General features: G+C 69.0%; 19 protein-coding genes. 10 read left to right on the plus strand and 9 right to left on the minus strand.

Annotated elements, in window-relative coordinates:
* Positions 1-38: 38 nt before the first annotated feature.
* Complete coding sequence (locus ABDJ40_RS03460) at positions 39-455, minus strand: YraN family protein (protein WP_347606112.1); 417 nt, start codon at positions 453-455, stop codon at positions 39-41.
* On the opposite strand from ABDJ40_RS03460, the gene rsmI reads away from it, so the two are divergent.
* Positions 448-1,362, plus strand: coding sequence for a 16S rRNA (cytidine(1402)-2'-O)-methyltransferase (rsmI, locus tag ABDJ40_RS03465; RefSeq protein WP_347606115.1), 915 nt, complete (start codon positions 448-450; stop codon positions 1,360-1,362). The two genes, ABDJ40_RS03460 and rsmI, sit on opposite strands and share 8 nt — an antisense overlap.
* A 289-nt stretch (positions 1,363-1,651) precedes the next feature.
* Here rsmI and ABDJ40_RS03470 read toward each other — a convergent pair whose 3' ends face one another.
* A complete protein-coding gene (locus tag ABDJ40_RS03470) occupies positions 1,652-2,011 on the minus strand; it encodes a hypothetical protein (RefSeq protein WP_269631817.1) in 360 nt (119 codons plus the stop codon).
* Between the two features lie 213 nt (positions 2,012-2,224).
* Between ABDJ40_RS03470 and tldD the strand changes: the two genes are divergently transcribed.
* The 4 genes from tldD (at position 2,225) to ABDJ40_RS03490 (ending at position 5,462) form a co-directional block, all read left to right on the plus strand.
* Positions 2,225-3,688 carry a metalloprotease TldD gene (tldD, locus tag ABDJ40_RS03475; protein WP_347606119.1) on the plus strand — a complete coding sequence of 488 codons (1,464 nt, stop codon included), beginning with the start codon at positions 2,225-2,227 and terminating at the stop codon, positions 3,686-3,688.
* Between the two features lie 34 nt (positions 3,689-3,722).
* A complete protein-coding gene (locus ABDJ40_RS03480; RefSeq protein ID WP_269631815.1) occupies positions 3,723-3,863 on the plus strand; it encodes a hypothetical protein in 141 nt (46 codons plus the stop codon).
* A 107-nt stretch (positions 3,864-3,970) separates the two neighbouring features.
* Entirely contained in the window at positions 3,971-5,110 is a 1,140-nt protein-coding gene (locus ABDJ40_RS03485) for a 3-deoxy-7-phosphoheptulonate synthase (protein WP_269631814.1), read from the plus strand.
* A gap of 40 nt (positions 5,111-5,150) precedes the next feature.
* Positions 5,151-5,462, plus strand: coding sequence for a hypothetical protein (locus ABDJ40_RS03490; protein ID WP_269631813.1), 312 nt, complete (start codon positions 5,151-5,153; stop codon positions 5,460-5,462).
* Between the two features lie 87 nt (positions 5,463-5,549).
* Here ABDJ40_RS03490 and ABDJ40_RS03495 read toward each other — a convergent pair whose 3' ends face one another.
* Positions 5,550-6,188 (minus strand): trimeric intracellular cation channel family protein, encoded by a 639-nt coding sequence (locus tag ABDJ40_RS03495; protein WP_347606125.1) that lies wholly within the window; start codon positions 6,186-6,188, stop codon positions 5,550-5,552.
* A gap of 101 nt (positions 6,189-6,289) precedes the next feature.
* On the opposite strand from ABDJ40_RS03495, the gene htpG reads away from it, so the two are divergent.
* Positions 6,290-8,170 carry a molecular chaperone HtpG gene (htpG, locus tag ABDJ40_RS03500; RefSeq protein WP_347606128.1) on the plus strand — a complete coding sequence of 627 codons (1,881 nt, stop codon included), beginning with the start codon at positions 6,290-6,292 and terminating at the stop codon, positions 8,168-8,170.
* 49 nt (positions 8,171-8,219) lie between these two features.
* On the opposite strand, the gene ABDJ40_RS03505 is transcribed toward htpG, so the two are convergent.
* The 3 genes from ABDJ40_RS03505 to ABDJ40_RS03515 form a co-directional block, all read right to left on the minus strand.
* Positions 8,220-9,320, minus strand: coding sequence for a serine/threonine protein kinase (locus tag ABDJ40_RS03505; protein ID WP_347606131.1), 1,101 nt, complete (start codon positions 9,318-9,320; stop codon positions 8,220-8,222).
* A 57-nt stretch (positions 9,321-9,377) separates the two neighbouring features.
* Entirely contained in the window at positions 9,378-10,211 is an 834-nt protein-coding gene (locus tag ABDJ40_RS03510) for a DUF2726 domain-containing protein (RefSeq protein ID WP_347606134.1), read from the minus strand.
* A 114-nt stretch (positions 10,212-10,325) separates the two neighbouring features.
* Positions 10,326-11,069 carry a GNAT family N-acetyltransferase gene (locus ABDJ40_RS03515; RefSeq protein ID WP_347606137.1) on the minus strand — a complete coding sequence of 248 codons (744 nt, stop codon included), beginning with the start codon at positions 11,067-11,069 and terminating at the stop codon, positions 10,326-10,328.
* A gap of 354 nt (positions 11,070-11,423) precedes the next feature.
* Between ABDJ40_RS03515 and rplM the strand changes: the two genes are divergently transcribed.
* From rplM to erpA, 3 genes are all read left to right on the plus strand, one after another.
* Positions 11,424-11,852, plus strand: coding sequence for a 50S ribosomal protein L13 (gene rplM, locus ABDJ40_RS03520; protein ID WP_183103683.1), 429 nt, complete (start codon positions 11,424-11,426; stop codon positions 11,850-11,852).
* Between the two features lie 9 nt (positions 11,853-11,861).
* Positions 11,862-12,254 (plus strand): 30S ribosomal protein S9, encoded by a 393-nt coding sequence (rpsI, locus tag ABDJ40_RS03525; RefSeq protein WP_269631806.1) that lies wholly within the window; start codon positions 11,862-11,864, stop codon positions 12,252-12,254.
* Positions 12,255-12,549: 295 nt separating this feature from the next.
* Entirely contained in the window at positions 12,550-12,924 is a 375-nt protein-coding gene (gene erpA, locus ABDJ40_RS03530) for an iron-sulfur cluster insertion protein ErpA (protein WP_269631805.1), read from the plus strand.
* Positions 12,925-13,088: 164 nt separating this feature from the next.
* On the opposite strand, the gene ABDJ40_RS03535 is transcribed toward erpA, so the two are convergent.
* Positions 13,089-14,195: an anhydro-N-acetylmuramic acid kinase gene (locus ABDJ40_RS03535; protein WP_347607349.1), complete on the minus strand. Its 1,107-nt coding sequence runs from the start codon at positions 14,193-14,195 to the stop codon at positions 13,089-13,091.
* Between the two features lie 37 nt (positions 14,196-14,232).
* Positions 14,233-15,615, minus strand: coding sequence for a peptidoglycan DD-metalloendopeptidase family protein (locus ABDJ40_RS03540; RefSeq protein ID WP_347606142.1), 1,383 nt, complete (start codon positions 15,613-15,615; stop codon positions 14,233-14,235).
* Between the two features lie 237 nt (positions 15,616-15,852).
* Between ABDJ40_RS03540 and tyrS the strand changes: the two genes are divergently transcribed.
* Entirely contained in the window at positions 15,853-17,100 is a 1,248-nt protein-coding gene (gene tyrS, locus ABDJ40_RS03545; protein ID WP_347606145.1) for a tyrosine--tRNA ligase, read from the plus strand.
* An 86-nt stretch (positions 17,101-17,186) separates the two neighbouring features.
* Here tyrS and ABDJ40_RS03550 read toward each other — a convergent pair whose 3' ends face one another.
* The gene (locus ABDJ40_RS03550; RefSeq protein WP_347606148.1) at positions 17,187-20,522 is read right to left on the minus strand and encodes a S41 family peptidase; all 3,336 of its coding nucleotides are present in this window, start codon (positions 20,520-20,522) and stop codon (positions 17,187-17,189) included.
* Positions 20,523-20,527: the final 5 nt, after the last annotated feature.

Raw genomic sequence — 20,527 nt, forward strand, 5'->3', positions numbered from 1 at the left:
GGCGCGAATGATAAGCCAGCGTCTGGCCCGGCACGGGGCTACCCCGCATCGAAAGCGGCCTGCAGCCAGAGCAGCTGGGCGCCGTCGATGGCGACGACGTCGAAGCGGCAGGGCGGCGGCTGGCGATAACGCTGCAGATAGTGCTGGGCAGCCAGCAGGATGCGACGGCGCTTGCTGGCACCGATGGAGGCGGCCGCGCCGCCATGCGAGGCCGAGCGGCGCGCACGCACCTCCACGAAGACCAGGCTGCCGGTGGGGTCCTGCAGGATGAGGTCGATCTCGCCGCCCGGGGCGTGAGGGCCGCGCGCCACCCGATAATTGCGCTCCAGCAGCCGCATGCCCTGCGCCTGCAGATGCCGCAGCGCCCGCTGCTCGGCCTCTGCACCGCGTGCCTGGCGGCTTTCGCCGCCCCCACCCTGGGGCGGTCCCGACTTGAAGGCGCTCCACTTGAACATCGATGCCTCTTTGCTGATGCAGGCCGCCCGCGCGGCGGCTGGTGGCCAGCAGTATCCGGCCGGCACCCTCTACCTGGTGCCCACGCCCATCGGCAATCTGGCGGATGTCAGCCTGCGCTGCCTGCATGTGCTGGCCCTGGTGGATGCCGTGGCCTGCGAGGACACCCGCGTCAGCGGCCAGCTGCTGCACCACCTGGGCCTGCACAAGCCGCTGCTCAGCTTGCACCAGCACAACGAGCAGTCGGCCTCGGCCGCACTGGTGGCGCGGCTGCAGGCGGGGGAGCGCATCGCCTATGTGTCGGATGCAGGCACGCCGGCGGTGTCTGATCCCGGCGCGGTGCTGGTGGCCGCCGTGGCAAGGGCCGGCCTGCGCGTGATGCCTCTGCCCGGACCCTCGGCCGTGGTGACGGCCCTGAGCGCCGCGGGTGATGCGCGCGCCCAGGGCTTTGCCTTTGCGGGCTTTCTGCCGCCCAAGGGTCAGGAGCGGCGCACGCGCCTGCAAGCCCTGCTGGGATCGGCACAGAGCCAGGTGCTGTTCGAGGCGCCGCATCGCATTGCCAACCTGCTGGACCTGCTGGCGGAGTTGGCACCGGCACAGACGCTCAGCGTCTGCCGGGAGCTCACCAAGCAGTTCGAGACCGTGCACACCGGCCCCGCAGCCGACATGCCGGCCTGGCTGGCCGCCGATGCCCAGCGCGAGCGCGGCGAGTTCGTGCTGGTGCTGCATGCGGAGCCGCCGCAGGCTGTTGCCGAGGCGTTGCCGCCGGAGGTCGCACGCATGCTGGAGCGTCTGATGCAGGAGCTGCCGCTGAAGCAGGCCGTGCAGATCGCGACCGATCTCAGCGGCCTGCCGCGCAACAGCCTTTATGAAGCCGGCCTGCAGATGAAGAAGGCCGCCGAGGCCTGACGACGCAGGACCCGGGCGGCCTGTGCAGGCAAGCTTGGCGCTCGGTCGCTCAGCGCGTGAGCCCGCCGGCCAGCCAGAGGCCTCGAGCACCCGCCAGCCGGGCCGGTGGCCGCATGGCGGCCACGGCGTCCGGCGCGGAGGCGCGCGATAGGGGTCGCAGGGTGGGCCGGTCAGCCATCCACCCAGCCATCCACTCAACGATCCGCACAGGGATCCGCTCAAGCGGCCGTCAGGCGGCCCGGGCCGCGCTGCATCCAGGGGCGCACCCGTGGCTCATGCCGAGAGCCGCTCAGTTGCCGGGAGCGCTGGCGGTCTTGGCGTTGTGCTTGGCGTGGTGGATGTCCTTGTTGGCGGCATCCTGCATGCGGTGCAGGCGGCGGCGCTCGTGCTTGGTGACGGTGCCGTCGGACTTGGCATTGGCTTCGGCCTGGTTGATGCGGCCCTGCTCGCGCTCCAGGCGCTGGGTCTCGCGGGCGGTCAGTGTGCCGGAGGCGGCGCCCTGGGCGATGCGGGCCTGCTGCCGGGCTTCGCGCTGGTCGGCGCGCGGGGTGGACGGCGTCGTGGGCTCTTGGGCCTGGACGCTGAGGGCTGCGGCGCTGCCGAGGGCGAGAACGGTGATCAGGCGGGTCATCGAGGTCGAGAAGCTCATCGTGTCACTCCTTGGAGGGTTTGGGTTTCTGGGGTGTCACCGGCACCGCGCCGGCTGTGAGGTGACAACGCCGGCCCTTGCGCCGGCGGTGACAGCGCTCGTGTAAAGAACGGTGAAAGCGCAGCTTGCCGGTGCGAAGGCATAAGTGCATCGGCAGAAGGGGTGAAAGCCCGCATGGGGGCGGCGAGGGGATGCGCTCCTACAATGGCTCGCATGATTTCGCGCGAACCCACCATCGCCCGTCTGGCGACCGCCCGCAGCCAGCTGCTGGAACCCTTCGGCCTCACCGAGGCGACGCTCGCCAAAGCCTTGCGGCTGATCACCGAGCATCGTGTCGATGACGCGGACCTGTACTTCCAGACCACCCGCGCCGAGGGCTGGAGCCTGGAGGAGGGCATCGTGAAGAGCGGCAGCTTCTCCATCGACCAGGGCGTGGGTGTGCGCGCCGTGGCCGGTGAGAAGACCGCCTTCGCCTACTCGGACGACATCTCCGAGAACGCCCTCCTGGACGCCGCCCGCACCGTGCGTACCATCGCCGCGGCCGGCCAGAGCCGCCGCGTCAAGGTGCCGGGCGAGCCGGTGATCGCCGCCAGCCGTTCGCTCTATGGTGACGCCGACCCCATCGCCAGCCTGGACAGCACCGAGAAGGTCGCCCTGCTGGAGCGCGCCGAACGCATGGCCCGCGCCCGCGACCCGCGCATCGTGCAGGTGATGGCAGGCCTGGCCGCCGAGCACGACGTGGTGCTGATCGCCCGCGCCGATGGCACCCTGGCCGCCGATGTGCGCCCGCTGGTGCGCCTGTCCATCACCGTGATCGCCGAGCAGGGTGATCGCCGCGAGGTGGGCACGGGCGGCGGCGGCGGCCGCTTCGGCCTGGCCTATTTCACCGACGAGATGATCGCCTCCTACGCCGAGGACGCCGTCAAGGCCGCGCTGACCAACCTCGAGTCCCGCCCGGCCCCGGCCGGCGAGATGACCGTGGTCCTCGGCCCGGGCTGGCCTGGCGTGCTGCTGCACGAGGCCGTGGGCCATGGCCTGGAGGGCGACTTCAACCGCAAGGGCTCCAGCGCCTTCGCCGGCCGCATCGGCCAGCGGGTGGCCGCCAAGGGCGTGACGGTGCTGGACGACGGCACGCTGGCGGACCGCCGCGGTTCGCTCAACGTGGACGACGAGGGCCATCCTTCGCAGGCCAATGTGCTGATCGAGGACGGCATCCTCAAGGGCTACATCCAGGACGCCATGAACGCCCGCCTGATGAAGGTGGCCCCGACCGGCAACGGCCGCCGCGAGAGCTACGCCCACCTGCCCATGCCCCGCATGACCAACACCTACATGCTGGGCGGGGACAAGGACCCGGCCGAGATCATCGCCAGCATCGACAAGGGCCTGTACGCCACCAACTTCGGCGGCGGCCAGGTCGACATCACCAGCGGCAAGTTCGTTTTCTCGGCAAGCGAGGCTTTCTGGGTCGAGAAGGGCCAGATCCAGTACCCGGTCAAGGGCGCGACCATCATCGGCAACGGCCCGGACGCGCTGACCCGCGTCAGCATGATCGGCAATGACATGGCCCTCGATACCGGCGTGGGCGTCTGCGGCAAGGAGGGCCAGAGCGTGCCCGTGGGCGTCGGCCAGCCGACCCTGCGCATCGACGGCCTGACTGTGGGCGGCACGGCCTGACCGGGGCGCCGGTCCGGGCTTGATTCGACGCAAGATGCAGCGCAAGGACAACAAGCGCGGGCTTGACGCCCTCGCGCCGCAGCAGGCAGTATTCGCCACCATGCACTCGCCGAAGTTTTACTTTGCCTTCTTTTGGTTCTCGCACCGCACCGGCGGAGGAGAGGCGAACGCGTAACCCACCAGACACGCAACGAATCTCTAAAGACCGCCGGGCCTCCCCCGGCGGTTTTTTTTTGCCTCGCGTCGTCGGTCCCCACAGCAGAACAAGCAGAAAGCCTGACCATGAATGCCAAGACCCCCAGCTCGCCCTCGTCTGCCGCGCACCAGGCGGAGCGCTGGTACTCGCCGCAGGACAAGACCAGCCAGACCGACGACGAACGCATCCGCGACATCACCCCGCTGCCGCCGCCCGAGCACCTGATCCGCTTCTTCCCCATCAGCGGCACGCCCATGGAGAAGCTGGTCGTGGGCACGCGCCAGGCCATCCGGCGCATCATGCAGCGCAAGGACGACCGCCTGCTGGTCATCATCGGCCCCTGCTCCATCCATGACCCGGCCGCCGCGCTGGAGTACGCCCGCCGCCTGATGGTGGAGCGCCAGAAGTACGCCGACACGCTGGAGATCGTGATGCGCGTCTACTTCGAGAAGCCGCGCACCACGGTGGGCTGGAAGGGCCTGATCAACGACCCCTACCTCGACGAGAGCTACCGCATCGACGAGGGCCTGCGCATCGCCCGCCAGCTGCTGCTGGAAATCAACCGCCTGGGCATGCCGGCGGCCTCGGAGTTCCTGGACGTGATCTCGCCGCAGTACATCGGCGACCTGATCTCCTGGGGCGCGATCGGCGCCCGCACGACGGAGAGCCAGGTGCACCGCGAGCTGGCCTCCGGCCTGTCGGCGCCGATCGGCTTCAAGAACGGCACGGACGGCAATATCAAGATCGCCACCGACGCCATCCAGGCCGCGGCGCGCCCGCACCATTTCCTGTCGGTCCACAAGAACGGCCAGGTGGCCATCGTCGAGACCAAGGGCAACAAGGACTGCCACGTGATCCTGCGTGGCGGCAAGGCGCCCAACTACGACGCCGAGAGCGTGGCCGCCGCCTGCAAGGACCTGGCCGCGTCCAAGCTGGACACCACGCTGATGGTGGACTGCTCGCATGCCAACAGCTCCAAGCAGCACCTGCGCCAGCTGGAGGTGGCCCGTGACATCGGCGCCCAGGTGGCGGGCGGCAGCAACCAGATCTTCGGCGTGATGGTGGAGAGTCACCTGCACGACGGCGCCCAGAAGTTCACGCCGGGCAAGGACGACCCCGCCAAGCTGGAGTACGGCAAGAGCATCACCGATGCCTGCCTGGGCTGGGACGATTCGCTGGCCGTGCTGGAGGTGTTGTCCGAAGCCGTCAAGGCGTCCCGCGGCTGAGGTCCCTCGGCTAGGATGCTTGCCACAGGAGGCTCAAGCCATGCGCAGTGAAGTCCAGGTCGTGTACGGCCCCGGCGAGGAAGTCCATCTCACGGTCGATGCGGCCGAGGTTCTCAGCTTTGACGCCGCGCGCCAGTGGCTGGACGAGCAGTTCGTCAAGCACGGCTGCGAGCCCATGCGGGGTTCGGGCAAGGTGCTGATCGCCGACAAGATCCTGGGCGTGGCGGCGGCCGTCGGTGCGGCCGCGCTGCGCGATCCGGCCTTCGGGCTGGACTTCGCCCGCGCGGCCTCCGGCGCCCTCAGCAAAGCCCTGGTCAAGGTGGATGTGGCGAAGCTGGCGGTCTCGTTCTGAGCGGCGCTGCCGGCCGGGCGCCGGCCCTCAAGACCTGACCCTGCAGCGGCCTGCCTGCCTGCCTGCCCACATGGCCTGCGGCCGGACTCAGCCCCCGAGCTGCGGCACCGGCAGCTGCCAGCCGTAATGCAGGGAGGCCAGTCGAAGGCCGGCCACGCTGATCATGCCCAGCATGAAGGCCAGGTCGCGCTTCAGGCCGACGCGATGCAGCAGCTGGTACAGCGCAATGCCGGCCAGCGCCGCGGTGGCGTAGATGTCCTGGCGCAGCAGCAGGGGCACCTGGCCGCTGAGCAGGTCCCGCACCACGCCGCCGCCGGTGGCTGTCAGCACGCCCATCAGCAGCACGGGCACGGGCGGGAGGTGGCAGTCCTCGGCGATCTCGGCACCGCACAGCGCGAAGACGGCCAGGCCCAGGGCATCGGCGATCTTCAGGGCCTGCAGCGCGCTGGGCGGCAGCGGGCCGGTGAAGAGGGTGGCCAGGGCGGCCACCACGATGACCGTGAGGTAACGGCTGTCCTTCATCCAGAAGACCGGGTGGCGGTTCAGCAGCAGGTCGCGCAGCGTGCCGCCGCCCACCGCGGTGATGGAGGCCAGCACCAGCAGGCCGAAGAGGTCCAGTCCCGCACGCATGGCAGCCAGGGCACCCGTGATGGCGAAGACGGCCACGCCGGCCAGGTCGAACCAGTAGAGCATCGCGGCAGTGTACTGAGCGGTGACGATTTTCAAGAGAGGCTCTTGAACTTGCCGTGGCCGCCCCCAGATGGCCTAGCGCACGGCGGCTCCGGGTGAGGAGGCCGCCTTCTCCACTGACCACACATTGCCACGCCATGGACAAGCACACTCATTCCTTCCAGGCCGAAGTCAAGCAGATCCTGCACCTGGTGACGCACTCCCTGTATTCGAACAAGGAGATCTTCCTTCGCGAGCTGGTCTCCAACGCCTCGGATGCCTGCGACAAGCTGCGCTTCGAAGCCCTGGACAATGCCGCGCTCTACGAGGACGCGCCGAACCTGGAAGTGCGCGTCAGCTTCGACGCCGAAGCCCGCACCATCACCATCAGCGACAACGGCATCGGCATGAGCGCCGAGGAGGCCGTGGCCCACCTGGGCACCATCGCCAAGAGCGGCACGCGCGAATTCATGTCCCGCCTGGAGGGCGACCAGAAGAAGGACGCCAACCTGATCGGCCAGTTCGGCGTGGGCTTCTACTCCGGCTTTATCGTGGCCGACCGCATCACCGTGGAAAGCCGCCGCGCCGGGCTGAAGGCCGAGGACGGCGTGCGCTGGAGCTCGGAAGGCACGGGCGAGTTCGAGGTCGAGGCCATCACCAAGGCCGGCCGCGGCACGGACGTGATCCTGCACCTGCGCGAGGGCGAGGAGGAATTCCTCAAGACCTGGCGCCTGAAGTCCATCATCGGCAAGTACTCCGACCACATCTCCCTGCCCATCCTGATGCGCAAGGAAGAGTGGGATGCCGAGAAGGGCGAGCAGCAGCTCACCGACCAGTGGGAAAGCGTCAACAAGGCCTCGGCCCTGTGGACCCGCAGCAAGAGCGAGGTCACCCAGGAGCAGTACGAGGACTTCTACAAGCAGATCTCCTACGACACCGAGGCCCCGCTGGCCTACACGCACAACCGGGTCGAAGGCCGCAGCGAGTACACCCAGCTGCTCTACATCCCCAAGAAGGCCCCCTTCGACCTCTGGAACCGCGACAAGCGCGGCGGCGTGAAGCTCTACGTCAAGCGCGTCTTCATCATGGACGACGCCGAGGCGCTGATGCCCGTCTACCTGCGCTTCGTGAAGGGCGTGATCGACTCCGCCGACCTGCCGCTCAACGTCAGCCGCGAGCTGCTGCAGGAAAGCCGCGACGTGAAGGCCATCCGCGAGGGCTCGACCAAGCGCGTGCTGTCCATGCTCGAGTCCCTGGCGAACAGCGAGGATGCCGCCGAGCGCGAGAAGTACGCCGCCTTCTGGAAGGACTTCGGTCAGGTGCTCAAGGAAGGCCTGGGTGAGGACCACCAGAACCAGGAGCGCCTGGCCAAGCTGCTGCGCTTCGCCTCCACCCATGCCGACGAGGGGGTGAGCCTGGCGGACTACGTCGCCCGCATGAAGGACGGCCAGGAGGAGATCTACTACATCACGGCAGACAGTCTGGCCGCCGCCAAGAACAGCCCGCAGCTGGAGGTCTTCCGCAAGAAGGGCATCGAGGTGCTGCTGCTGGTCGATCGCGTCGACGAGTGGATGCTCTCCCACCTGTACGAGTTCGAGGGCAAGTCCCTGCAGTCCGTGGCCAAGGGCGCCATCGACCTGGGCAAGCTGCAGGACGCAGAGGAGAAGAAGAAGGCCGAGGAGGCCGCCGAGGCCTTCAAGCCTCTGCTGGAGAAGCTCAAGACCGCTCTGCAGGGTCGTGCCAAGGACGTGCGCGTGAGCACCCGCCTGGTCGATTCACCCGCCTGCATCGTGGTCGAGGCGGGCGACATGTCCGGCCACCTGGCCCGCCTGCTCAAGCAGGCCGGGCAGGCCGCGCCCGCCTCGCTGCCCACGCTGGAGATCAACGCCGAGCACGCCCTGGTGAAGATGCTCGACGGCAGCGACCGTTTCGATGACCTCGCCCAGATCCTCTTCGATCAGGCCGTGCTGGCCGAGGGCGGGCATCTGGAAGATCCGGCGGCCTATGTGAAGCGCGTGAATGCGCTGCTGATGGCTTGATCAGGCCGCTCGGGCAAGACCTGGCCCTCCGGGGTCAGGTCTTGCCCTGTCAGGAGAAGCTGTCGCCGTCGAGATGGAAGTCATCGTCGTCGTCCTTGAACGAGGGCGGCGCCGGGGTCTCTTCGGCGGACTGCATGGCCTCCAGCTGCTCCGCCAGCTTGGCCACCTGGTCGTTCCAGTAGTTGGGCGTGCCGAACCAGGGGAAAGCCAGCGGGAAGGCCGGATCGCCCCAGCGGCGGGCCAGCCAGGCGCTGTGGTGGATCATGCGCAGCGTGCGCAGCGGCTCGATCAGGCGGCGCTCGCGCCAGTCGAATTCGCGGATGGATTCATAGCCGTCCATCAGTGCGTCCCACTGCCAGCGTGCGGTGGCCTCGTCGCCGCTGAGCAGCATCCACAGGTCCTGCACGGCGGGGCCGGTGACGGCGTCGTCCAGGTCCACGAAATGCGGGCCGTGGTCGGGCGTCCAGAGGATGTTGCCGGGGTGGCAGTCGCCGTGCAGGCGCAGCTGCCGGGCATCGCCCAGTGCTTCGAAGGCCCGCGCGATGTGGGTCAGGCACTCCTGCACGACGCGGTCCCAGCGCGGGGCGATCTCGGGCGGCAGCACGCCCTGGTCCATCAGCCAGGCGCGCGCGGTTTCGCCGGGCTCGGCGCCCCACCAGCGCACGCGGTGCGCGAAGGGCTGCCGCGCACCGACCTCATGCAGGCGCGCCAGCAGGCGGCCGATCCAGCGCAGCACCTCCACATCCTCCAGCTCCGGCGCGCGACCGCCCTGGCGCGCGGCCACGGCGAAGCGCTGCAGGCCGATGCGGCCCAGCGTGGCCGGTGCGCCCAGCAGCTCCAGCGCGCCCTGCGGATGGGCGAAGTGATCGCTGCGTGCCAGGGTCCAGGGGTGGGCGACGGGCACCTCGGCATCGGCCAGTTCGGCGGCGAAGGCGTGCTCCTCGAGGATCTGGGCCTCGGTCCAGCGACCCGGGCGGTAGAACTTGGCCACGGCCACGCGCCCGTCTTCCAGGTGGACCTGGAGCACGCGGTTCTCGTAGGAATTGAGCTGCAGCAGGCGGCCGTCGCCGCGCAGGCCGGCCGCCTCCAGGGCGTCCAGCATGAATTCGGGCGTCAGCTCGCCAAAGGCGCGGTCGGTGTCGGGGGTCATGCGTGGCGCCCGGCGGATCAAGCCGGCAGCATCAGGAAAGGGAAGGGCGCGGCCGGGTCAGCGGCCGTCGGGGAAGCGGGGGCTGTCCACCACCACGCCCACGATGTCCCGGGCGGCATCCGGGCCTTGCGGGGTCTGGTCCAGGCTGATGTCCAGGCCGCCGGAGTCCGTCTCTTCCGCCCCCGCCAGGCTGGGGCGCTCGCCGGTGGCGCTGTCGAAGCGCGGGTCCGGTGCGAAGAAGGAGTCCTGGAACACGGACGAGTCCTGCCACAGGCTGGCGCCTACCGTGTTGATGGGGCGGCCGTTGCCGGCGGGCACCAGCGGTGTGCCAGCGCCAGCGCCTGCGGGGCTGGCGGCCGGCGCGCGTGCGGGCTTGGTGCCGGCCTGGGGGCCGCGCACATGGCTGTTGTTGTAGGGCACCAGCAGCTGCAGCTCGGCCGCGGTGGGCAGCTTGTCCAGGGGGCAGCGCAGGTAGCGCACGCGGCAGGCGTTGAGCACCGACTGCTTGATCTGCAGGCCGCGGCCCTGTTGCTGGCGCTCGGTGTCCAGGTCGATGGCGGCCAGCACCCGGCCGTTGCTGCTGCAGATGGCAAAGCCCACGTTCAGCGCCCCGAGCAGATCGAACCAGTAGCGCGTCTCGCTGGCCTCGCTGGGCTGGCAGAAGCGCACAAGGGGCAGCTTGCACAGGATCACATGGTGAGGCAGGGCCTCGCGCAGCAGGCGGTAGACGCGGCGCTCGTCGGTGCTGAAGACAGGGCGGGGCGTCAGGGGCCACTCATCCGGGAGGCGGCGCCGGGCGCCGCGAGGGCGTTTCCAGAGCCAGACGGCACCCAGGGCTGCAAGCCCCAGGCAGGAGGCCAGGGCAAAGATCCACGGGATGAGGGTCGGCATGGGCGCTGGGGGCTGCTGAGGGACGTGTCGGGCCGTCAGGAAGGAGTCCTGCCGGGCCGGGCGGCCGTCAAAGTGTAACCACGGCGGAACCGCCGTCGCGACCAAGCGTCGCCGCTATTGCTTGGCGGCCTTGCCGGCGTCGCGGTATTGCGACTTGACCTCGGCCACGCCATCGATGAAGTCACCGAAGGCTCGCACGTGGCGCTTGAACTGGAAGTCCAGTTCGGCCATGTGCCGCTCGATGGCCTCGCCCACATGGGAGGACACCGAATCCGGCGGCAGGCGCAGCCAGGCCTCGGACTCGCTGCCGTCGCGCTCCACGGTGGCGCCGGCGCTGCGGGCGATCTTGAGCATGGGCGCGTTCTCGCTCAGCGCATGGATGAAGAGGGTCTCGATGCCGCGGTTGCGCGCATGCAGGGCCGCATGCTCGAACAGCCGGGCGCCAAAGCCTCGCCCGCGGGCGCTGGCCAGCACCGAGACGCCGAACTCGGCCATGGCAGGCTTGCCCTGGCGCTGCGGCGCCGGCTCGTAGGCCAGGTGGGCCATGGCCACCAGCTGCAGCCGGCGGTTGAAGATGCCCAGGACCTCGTCGCGGGCGAAGTCCAGGCTCATCGCGTACTTGCTGATCTGCTCGTCGCTGGCCGGGTAGCCGAAGCGCAGGTAGCGGTCGCCTTCGTTGAGGCTCAGCAGGTGAGTCAGGATGCGCTTGCGATGGCGGCGCGCCAGGGAGCGGATGGGCACCCAGCTGGCAAATCGCTGCAGGCCCAGCTTCTGAGGCAGCCAGGCCAGGGCGCTCGACTCGGGCTCGGGTTCGGTGTGGCCGGGATCGGCCAGGGACGACGGTTCTTGGGCAGTCATGGGGGCCTCCGCTCGGCCAGGAGCACAGCCGGGAGCGCAGCCGGGAGGGCTGCGGCATGGGCGCATATTAGCGGTCCGGCTGCCGGGGGACCTTGATCTGGTCGGCATTCCAGCCTGCTCGCAACTTGCCGGACTGGCCGTACTTGGGTACACTCGCGGGCTTTCCTCGTATTTGGCTGCGGGGAAAGATGCGCCTTGGCGTCATGAACGTGAGAGGCCGCGAGCGGGCTGAACCCCTGAAAAGTGGGTCGGCAGGCAAAGAAGCGGCACCGAACGGTGGCCCAGGTGCAGAAGTTTCAGCCAGCGACTGCTGCGAGCGGGTGTGATGCCGGCCGCAGCCAACGAAAGCAACTCATGAAGACCTTCAGCGCCAAGCCGGCCGAGGTGACGCACGAGTGGTTTGTGATTGACGCCACCGACAAGGTGCTCGGACGTGTTGCCAGCGAAGTGGCACTCCGTTTGCGCGGCAAGCACAAGGCCATTTACACGCCTCACGTGGACACCGGTGACTTCATCGTCGTGATCAACGCAGACAAGCTGCGCGTGACCGGCAACAAGGCCACCGACAAGGTGTACTACCGCCACAGCGGCTTCCCCGGCGGCATCTACGCCACCAAGTTCAAGGACATGCAAGCCAAGCATCCGGGCCGCGCCCTGGAGAAGGCTGTCAAGGGCATGCTGCCCAAGGGTCCCCTGGGCTACGCCATGGTGAAGAAGCTGAAGGTTTACGCTGGTGGTACCCACCCGCATACCGCCCAGCAGCCCAAGGCTCTGGAAATCTAAGGAACGGCAATGATCGGAAACTGGAATTACGGTACCGGCCGCCGCAAGTCGTCGGTCGCTCGCGTCTTCATCAAGAAGGGCACGGGCCAGATCATCGTCAACGGCAAGCCGCTGGATCAGTACTTCGGCCGTCAGACGTCCATCATGGTCACCCGCCAGCCCCTGGTGCTGACCAACAATGGCGAAGCCTTCGACATCAAGGTGAACGTTCATGGTGGTGGCGAGTCCGGCCAAGCCGGTGCTGTCCGTCTGGGCATCACCCGTGCGCTGATCGACTACGACGCAGCCCTGAAGCCCGAACTGAGCCGCGCCGGCTTCGTCACGCGTGATGCGCGTGAAGTCGAGCGTAAGAAGGTCGGTCTGCACGGCGCTCGTCGTCGGAAGCAGTTCAGCAAGCGCTGATCTTCCTGGCTGGCCTGGTGCCAGCCCCGCCTGGAAAGTCTCCTCGGAGCTTTCCAGTGCTCCAAAAGGCCGCTTCATGCGGCCTTTTGTCGTTGTAGAGGCTGTCTTTTGCGGCCTCTTTGCGGACTCTTTGTTTTCACCGCCGCGTGCAGACGTCACGCCGGCCGTCGCCGCTGTGTCATCAAGGCCTCAAAGCCCTTCGTGGCGCCGGGTCATGCAGGCCTTTGGCGAATACCTGAGTCCGACGCTGGGGGATAATCCAGCCATCTGACCTCTCTCAAGCAGGACACAAGCGATGAGCGCAGTTCTCGAATCCACCACCGCCGGCCCCAGCGACATCCCGGCGCCCATCATCTTCACCGACAGCGCCGCCGAGAAGGTGCGGGACCTGGTCGCCGAGGAAGGCAATCCGGAGCTGAAGCTGCGCGTCTTCGTGCAGGGCGGTGGCTGCTCGGGCTTCCAGTACGGCTTCACCTTCGACGAAGTGGCCAACGAGGATGACACCCAGATGATGAAGAACGGCGTCACCCTGCTGATCGATGCCATGAGCCTGCAGTACCTCATGGGCGCCGAGATCGACTACAAGGAAGATCTGCAGGGCGCGCAGTTCGTGATCAAGAACCCGAACGCCTCGACCACCTGCGGCTGCGGTTCCAGCTTCTCGGTCTGACGCTTTTCGCGGGCCGGGTCGCCCAGGTGGCGCCCGGTGATACGCTGACAACGCCGCACGGCCTGGCCGCTGCGGCGTTTTGCATTCCGGGTCGACCCTTGTGCTGCCGCGCGGCCCGCGGTGAATGTGAATGTGGAGGTGAGGGTGCGGGGATGGCGGCGGGCTCAGGCGGGATGCCAGGCGCCCAGGATCCGCGGCCCGCGCGCGCCGGTGACGGCCGGCAGATTGCCCGCCAGGCCCTCGCAATGCCGCATGGCCAGCCAGGCGAAGGCGGCGGCTTCCACCTGCATGGCGGGCAGGCCCAGGGCGTCGCTGGGCTGCAGCGTCCAGCCGGGCAGGGTCTCCGCCAGGCGCTGCATGAGCCGGCCATTGAGCGCGCCGCCGCCGCACACCACCAGCCGACCGCCGGTTCCACCATGGGTCAGCAGGGCCTGGGCAATGGAGAGGGCAGTCAAGTCCAGCAAGGTGGCCTGGACGTCCTCGGGCGCGGCGGGCGGGGCCAGGGCCGTCAGGCACGCCTGCAGCCAGTCCGGATTGAAGAGGTCCCGGCCGGTGCTGCGCGGTGGCGGAAGACGGAAGAAGGGCTCGTCCAGCAGGCGGGTCAGCAGCCCGGGCAAGACCTGACCCTGCGCGGCCCAGGCGCCATCGGCGTCATAGGGCAGGCTGCGGTGCTGGCTGATCCAGGCATCCATCAGGCAGTTGCCGGGGCCGCAGTCGAAGCCACGGGGTGCAGCGCCGGGCGCCGCGTCCAGCAGGCTGATATTGCTGATGCCGCCGATGTTCAGCACGGCCTCGCAGCGCCCTGCAAACACCGCCTGGTGGAAGGCGGGCACCAGCGGGGCGCCCTGGCCGCCGGCGGCCACGTCGCGGCTGCGCAGGTCGGCCACCACGCCGATGCCGCAGCGCTCGGCCAGCAGCGAGGCATTGAGCAGCTGGGTCGTGTAGCCGCTGCCATCGAACTCCCCCGGACGGTGGCGCACCGTCTGGCCGTGGGCGCCGAGGGCGCGGATGGTGAGGGTGGGGTGCCGCAGGGTCAGGGCTTGCGTCAGGTCGGCATAGGCGCGGGCCACGCCATTGGCCGCGAGGGCCGCGCGGTGCAGCTCCTTCTCGCCCGGGGTGTTCAGGGCCAGCAACTCGGCCCGCAGGGCGGGATCGAAAGGCGCAAAGGCGTGGTCCAGCACCTGGAGGGTGCCACCCGGGGCGCAGGCCGCGAGCACCGCGTCCACGCCGTCCAGCGAGGTGCCGGACATCAGTCCGATGTAGTGCTGCATGCCTTGCGGAGCGCTCACGCCGCGGCCAGGGGGGCGATCAGTCGGCGTCGCTGACGCCCTGGCCCAGGGAGCGGGCCACGTCGATCTGCGTGCGGGCGGCCTGGGCCGTCTGCTGGAACAGGCCCTTGGCGTAGCCCGGCAGGGTCAGGGACTCGGAGGCGCGGGCGATGGCGCGCGGGTCCTGGTGCTGGCCCTTCACGCGGAATTCGAAATGCAGGTGCGGGCCGGTGGCCCAGCCGGTGGCGCCCACGGCGCCGATCTTCTGGCCCTGCTCGACGCGCTGGCCCTTCTTGACGTCAATGCGGCTGAGGTGGGCGTAGACCGTGACGCGGTCATTGGCGTGCCGCACATGGATCACGTTGCCGAAGCCGTTCTGCCAGCCGGCGGACTCCACCACGCCGTCACCCACGGCCTGCACGGCGGTGCCCGTGGGGGCGCCGTAGTCCACGCCCAGGTGGGCGCGCCAGGTCTGCAGGATCGGATGCATGCGCATCGAGAAGCCGGAGGTCACGCGCGAGAAGGGCAGGGGGCTGGCCAGGAAGGCGCGGCGCTTGCTCTGCCCGTCCATGGTGTAGAAGTTGCCCTTGCCGGTGACGCTGTCCCGGAACCACACGGCGCTGTAGCTGCGGCCGTTGTTGACGAACTCGCCTGCCAGCACCTTGCCGGCGCCGCCGTCCCATGTGATGGGCTCGCCGTCGGCAGTCAGGCCTTCGTAGACCACGGAGAAGCGGTCGCCCTTGCGGAGCTCGCGGTGGAAGTCGATGTCGCCCGAGAACATCTCGGCGATCTGGGATGCGATGGCGTCGGGGATGCGGGCGTCGTCCGTCGCGGCCCACAGGGAGCTGCGGATGGTGCCGCTGGCCAGGCGCACCTGGGACTGCAGCGGGGCGGTCTCCAGCACGCTGCGCAGGCCCTTGGCGTCGCGCTCGATGCGCAGGCGGGTGAAATGCGTGGCCTGCTGCTCCGGCTTCTCGGCGGGGAAGCGGGCGATGAGGGACTCGACCCGGCCCGAGGGGCGGGCATTGATCTGCACCAGCTTGCCGGCGCGGCCCTGCAGCACGCGGCGGGCCGTGGCGTCGCTGCGCAGGAAGGCCGCGAATTCCGGATCGAAGGCGCCCATGCGCTTGAGCAGGCTGTCGGCGGTGTCGCTGGCGCGGGTGAGGTCGTTGCGGCTCAGGGCCACCTCGTGCTCGGCCAGGTCGGCGAGCTGGGCGGCGAGGTCGTGCGTCTGCACGGCCTCGGCGATGGTGGTCTGGGGCAGGTCCTGGGCGTCGGGCGCCAGCGGTGCCACGCCGAAGGCGGTCACGGCGAATCCGCTGAGCAGGCCTACCAGGCTGCCCGTCAAGGCACGCGGGTGGCGAGCCGCGAAGGCTTCGGCATGCCCCAACACCTTGTTCAGTTCCTTGGTCCAGTCAGTCACGCTTGCGGGTCCCGGTCTTCTCTGTGCTTGTTCTGGACCGCACCTGCGCGGGTAGCCTGGAAGCGACGCGGTCCGAGGGGGACCGTCCACTAGAATCCAGCACTTTTGCGGCCGTCCAAAGATGGCCGCTGAGGCCAAAACTGGCGCCGAGTATACCCAGGGACCCCCTAGATCAAGGGCTGGGAAACCCGTCATCCGGCCGATTTCCGCTGCGCATCGCCCTCACGAGAGCTCTTCATGTCCGAATCGCGAACCGACACCCCCGCCAAGCCGGCCTACCCCGTCACCGAGCGCGTGCAGGAAGCCCTGCGCATCAGCCTGCGCGGCTGCGAAGAGCTGCTGCCGCAGTCCGACTGGGTGCAGAAGCTGGCCCGGTCCGAGGCCACGGGCACGCCGCTGCGCATCAAGCTGGGCCTGGATCCCACGGCGCCGGACATCCACATCGGCCACACCGTGGTGCTCAACAAGATGCGCCAGCTGCAGGACCTGGGTCATCAGGTGATCTTCCTGATCGGCGACTTCACCTCCATGATCGGCGACCCCTCGGGCCGCAACAGCACGCGCCCGCCGCTGACCAAGGAGCAGATCCAGGCCAACGCCGAGACCTACTACAAGCAGGCCAGCCTGGTGCTGGACCCGGCCCGCACCGAGATCCGCTACAACAGCGAATGGAGCGAGCCCCTGGGCGCCAGCGGCATGATCCAGCTGGCCGCCAAGTACACCGTGGCCCGCATGATGGAGCGCGACGACTTCGCCAAGCGCTTCGCCAGCCAGACGCCCATCTCTGTGCACGAGTTCCTCTACCCGCTGATGCAGGGCTACGACTCCGTCGCGCTGAAGTCCGACCTGGAGCTGGGCGGCACCGACCAGAAGTTCAACCTGCTGATGGGCCGCCACCTGCAGGCCGAGTACGGCCAGGAGCCGCAGTGCATCCTGACCATGCCGCTGCTGGAGGGCCTGGACGGCGTGGACAAGATGTCCAAGTCCAAGAACAACTACGTGGGCATCACCGAGCCGGCCAACTCCATGTTCGCCAAGATCCTGTCCATCAGCGACGAGCTGATGTGGAAGTGGTTCAACCTGCTGTCCTTCAAGAGCCTGGACGAGATCGCCGCGCTGAAGCAGGAGATCGAGGGCGGGCGCAACCCGAAGGACGCCAAGGTCATGCTGGCCAAGGAGATCACGGCCCGCTTCCACAGCGCCGCCGCGGCCGAGAGCGCCGAGGCCGACTTCAACAACCGCGCCAAGGGCGGCATTCCCGATGACATCCCCGAGGTGAGCCTTTCCGGCGCGCCGCTGGGCATCGCGGCCGTGCTGAAGTCCGCCGGTCTCGTGGCCTCCAACAGCGAAGGCATGCGCATGATCGAGCAGAACGGCGTGCGCATCGACGGCACCGTGATCAGCGACAAGGCCCTGAAGCTGGAGGCCGGCACCGTGGTCGTGCAGGTGGGCAAGCGCAAGTTCGCCAAGGTCACGATCGCCTGAGATCGAGCGCACCATGAAAAACGGGAGGCCGTCGAGCCTCCCGTTTTGTTTGCGCCGGCCCCTGTCCATCGGGGCCAGGTCTTGCCTCAGGGTTTGACGGGGCGCGGGTAGGGGCCCGGCTTGGGCTGCACCACCGGCTGCTCGGCCATGCGCTTCTTCAGCTCGGCAATGGCGCGGTCCAGCTGCGCGTCCTGGCCCTGGGCCGTGGCGCGCGGCGGGTTGTCCACCTCGATGTCGGGCGTCACGCCCTTGCCTTCGATGAGGAACTTGCCGTTGATGTCCATCTGCCCGGTCTCGGCGGCGCGCATGATGCCGTTGTCAAGCAGGCGGTTGCGGTCAGACAGCCACACGCCCGCGCCCGAGCTGGTCTTGCCGATCACGGGACCGATGCCCAGGCGCTTGAAGCCCTCGGAGAAGGTCTCGCCGTCGGAGTAGGTGTCCTCGTTCATCAGCACCACGGCGTGGCCGCGGAAGACGTGCTGCATGTTCGGATAGGGCTTGGAGCCCTCCGGCGAACGGCGCTGCCAGAAGGCCCAGGCACGGCGCAGCAGCTTCTCCAGGATCCAGCTGTCGATGTTGCCGCCGTTGTTGTAGCGGACGTCGATGATCAGGCCCTCGCGGTCGCTGGCGGCGTAGAACTCGCGGGCGAAGTCGGCGATGTCGTTGGGGCCCATGGCACGCAGGTGCACATAGCCGATGCGGCCCTCGCCGGCCTTCTCCACGGCCTTGGCGCGGCTCACGCGCCAGTCGTTGTAGCGCAGCTCGTTGTCGCGCCGTGCTGCCACGGGAACGACGATCTTCTGCACCGCCTTGCCCTCGGCCGTCTTCACCTCCAGCAGCACCTGCTTGCCGGCCTGGCCGCGCAGCAGCTCGAAGACGTGCGGCGCCTCGGTGGCCTTGCGGCCGTTGATGGCCGTGATCACGTCCCCGGCCTTGAGGCCCAGGCCCGGAGCGGCCAGAGGGCCGGCCTCGCCAGGCAGTTCGGGATCGGCTTCGTAGAGGTGCTCGATGCGCCAGCCCTCGGCCACCTTGGTCAGGCGTGCGCCCAGGCCGGCCAGGCCCGGCTCCTCGGGACCCTGGCGGGTGTCGCCCGGATTGACCTGGCTGTGCAGGGCGCTGACCTCGCTCACCATCTGAGCCATCAGGTCGGCCAGCTCGTAGCGGTCGGTCAGGCGGTCCAGCAGGGGCTCGTACTTGGCACGCACGGCCTTCCAGTCCACACCGTGCATGGCCTTGTCGTAGAAGTGGTCGCGGTGCATGCGCCAGGCGTCGGTGAACATCTGCTTCCATTCGGCGCGCGGCTGGGTGGCGATCTGCCAGTCGCTCCAGCGCACCTGGAACTTGGCGAGCTCCGAGGGCAGCTTGGGCGCGGTCTCGACGATCAGCACCTCGGGTGCGGCCGGGCCGGCGCCCCGCACCAGCATCAGCTTCTTGCCGTCGGCACTGAGCTCGTAGCCGCGCACATCGCCAGACAGCACCTCGGCAGGCGTGCCCTGGTTGTCGATGGCGATGCTCTTGAGGCTGGTCTTGCGCTCCAGGTCCTGGTCCAGGAACCACAGGCGCTTGCCGTCGGTGCGCAGGGCGCGGTAGTTGCCGGCTGGGACCGGCAGCTCGTACAGGCGCTGGGCCAGCCCTTCGGTGACGAGGGCCGGTTTGGCCTTGCTGTCAGGCTTGGCGTCGGCCTTGCCCTCGGCCTTGGGGTCAGGTTTTGCCTCCGGCTTGGCGTCTGCCTTGGGCTCGACCTCCAGCTCGTCCTTGGGCGCGAAGGGCGAGCGCAGGCCCGGCTGCAAGGCCAGGGCGTAGAGCTTGCCGCGCTTGTCGAAGAAGGGGCCCATGTTGCGGTCGCCCCAGGGGCTGCCGTTGCCGGTGGCCTGGAAGTTGCGGTCGGAGGCGAAGTAGAGCCACTTGCCGTCCGGGCTGAAGGCGGGCGAATGGCTGTCGTAGCGGTCGCTGGTGAGGCGGTGCGTCTTGCCGTCCGCCAGCGTGTAGAGCATCAGCTGGTTGCGGTCCGGATTGCGCAGCGGCATCACGAAGGCCAGGGCCTTGCTGTCGCTGCTCCAGGTGAGGTCGCCGGGGCTGCCCTCCAGCTTGTCCTGGGCGATCAGCTGTGTCGTGGGCTGGGGCTGTGCCTTGAGGTCGGTCAGGTAGATCCGGCCTTCCTTGTCGGTGTGGGCGATGTAGCGGCCGTCCAGCGAGGGCACGAGGCCGGTGCGCTGGGTGCTGGCGTCATGGGTGATCTGCTGCGGCTTGCCCAGGCCGTTGGCGGGGAAGCGCCAGATCTCCTGCTCGTCGCTGAAGTCGCAGATGGCGAAGACGCTCTTGCTGTCGCTGCTGAACTCGCCCTTCTTGCAGGCGCCGTCGGCCTGCGCCGGCAGCTCGGCGCGGCGCAGCGGGCCTACGCCCTGGGTGGCCAGGTGGCCGCGCGAGGCCAGCAGCACGCGCTCGCCATTGGGGGCGAAGGCGGTCTCGGTCAGGAAGTCCTGGGGGCGCTTGATCCAGCGGGCGCGTTGCTGGTCGAAGTCGCCACCCAGGGCGATGTCCAGCTTGCGGGGGGCGCCGCCCTGCGCGAGGTCGGTCAGGTAGAGGTCCGCGCCCAGGGCGTAGACCACGCGGCTGCCGTCGAGCGAGGCATGGCGGATGTCCCAGCCCTTGTGCTGGGTGTGCTGGCGCAGGTCGCCGCCGCGGGCGTTGACGGACCAGAGGTTGTAGGTCCCGTCGCGGTCGGAGAGGAAGGCCACGCGATCCTCGCCGCCCACGCGATAGGGCATGGGGCGCCGGTCGTTGCTGCCCTCGGCGACGAAGGGGCGGGCCTCGGCCTCGCTGGAGAGGTCCAGGGCCCACAGCCGGGCGAGGCCGCCGCCGCGGTACTGGCGGGCGTTGTCGCCGCGCAGGCCGCCGCGGGTGAAGTAGAGGGTCTTGCCGTCAGCGCTCAGGGCGCCATCGGCCGCCTGACCTACGGGCAGGGTGCGGCGCTGCAGGGTCTTGGGGTCGACGGCGAAGAGCTGGGTGCCCGGGCGGCTGTCCAGGCCGGTGTAGATCACCTCGCCGCTGGCGCTGAAGCCCCAGACACGCATGCCGCCGCCTTCCCAGGTCAGGCGCTTGGGGACGCCGCCACTGGCGGACATCACGTAGATCTCGGTGCCACTGTCGTACTGGGCGGTGAAGGCCAGCCACTGGCCGTCAGGCGAGACGGCGGGCTGGGTCTCCTGCCCGGCGTGGGAGGTGATGCGCTGGGCCTCGCCGCCCTGGACAGGGACGCGCCAGAGGTCGCCCTCGCCGACGAAGTAGACGGTGTTGCCCTGCAAAGCGGGCTGGCGGTAGAAGCCGTTCTGGCCGGCCTGTGCACCCGTGGCCAGGCCCAGGGCGAGCAGGGTGCAGGCCAGGGTCAGCGGCGCGGGGCGGAAGCGGGATGTTGTTGTCATTGGGT

Origin of the sequence: Roseateles flavus, from assembly GCF_039872765.1 — a bacterium.
GTDB lineage: Bacteria > Pseudomonadota > Gammaproteobacteria > Burkholderiales > Burkholderiaceae_C > Roseateles_B > Roseateles_B flavus.

What these genes read in the sequence shown, in the direction of transcription:
- ABDJ40_RS03460 (WP_347606112.1), bottom strand. Translation starts at nt 455, where the DNA reads ATGTTCAAGTGGAGCGCCTTCAAGTCGGGACCGCCCCAGGGTGGGGGC.
- ABDJ40_RS03470 (WP_269631817.1), bottom strand. Translation starts at nt 2,011, where the DNA reads ATGAGCTTCTCGACCTCGATGACCCGCCTGATCACCGTTCTCGCCCTC.
- tldD (WP_347606119.1), top strand. Translation starts at nt 2,225, where the DNA reads ATGATTTCGCGCGAACCCACCATCGCCCGTCTGGCGACCGCCCGCAGC.
- ABDJ40_RS03480 (WP_269631815.1), top strand. Translation starts at nt 3,723, where the DNA reads ATGCAGCGCAAGGACAACAAGCGCGGGCTTGACGCCCTCGCGCCGCAG.
- ABDJ40_RS03485 (WP_269631814.1), top strand. Translation starts at nt 3,971, where the DNA reads ATGAATGCCAAGACCCCCAGCTCGCCCTCGTCTGCCGCGCACCAGGCG.
- ABDJ40_RS03490 (WP_269631813.1), top strand. Translation starts at nt 5,151, where the DNA reads ATGCGCAGTGAAGTCCAGGTCGTGTACGGCCCCGGCGAGGAAGTCCAT.
- htpG (WP_347606128.1), top strand. Translation starts at nt 6,290, where the DNA reads ATGGACAAGCACACTCATTCCTTCCAGGCCGAAGTCAAGCAGATCCTG.
- ABDJ40_RS03505 (WP_347606131.1), bottom strand. Translation starts at nt 9,320, where the DNA reads ATGACCCCCGACACCGACCGCGCCTTTGGCGAGCTGACGCCCGAATTC.
- ABDJ40_RS03510 (WP_347606134.1), bottom strand. Translation starts at nt 10,211, where the DNA reads ATGCCGACCCTCATCCCGTGGATCTTTGCCCTGGCCTCCTGCCTGGGG.
- ABDJ40_RS03515 (WP_347606137.1), bottom strand. Translation starts at nt 11,069, where the DNA reads ATGACTGCCCAAGAACCGTCGTCCCTGGCCGATCCCGGCCACACCGAA.
- rplM (WP_183103683.1), top strand. Translation starts at nt 11,424, where the DNA reads ATGAAGACCTTCAGCGCCAAGCCGGCCGAGGTGACGCACGAGTGGTTT.
- rpsI (WP_269631806.1), top strand. Translation starts at nt 11,862, where the DNA reads ATGATCGGAAACTGGAATTACGGTACCGGCCGCCGCAAGTCGTCGGTC.
- erpA (WP_269631805.1), top strand. Translation starts at nt 12,550, where the DNA reads ATGAGCGCAGTTCTCGAATCCACCACCGCCGGCCCCAGCGACATCCCG.
- ABDJ40_RS03535 (WP_347607349.1), bottom strand. Translation starts at nt 14,195, where the DNA reads ATGCAGCACTACATCGGACTGATGTCCGGCACCTCGCTGGACGGCGTG.
- tyrS (WP_347606145.1), top strand. Translation starts at nt 15,853, where the DNA reads ATGTCCGAATCGCGAACCGACACCCCCGCCAAGCCGGCCTACCCCGTC.
- ABDJ40_RS03550 (WP_347606148.1), bottom strand. Translation starts at nt 20,522, where the DNA reads ATGACAACAACATCCCGCTTCCGCCCCGCGCCGCTGACCCTGGCCTGC.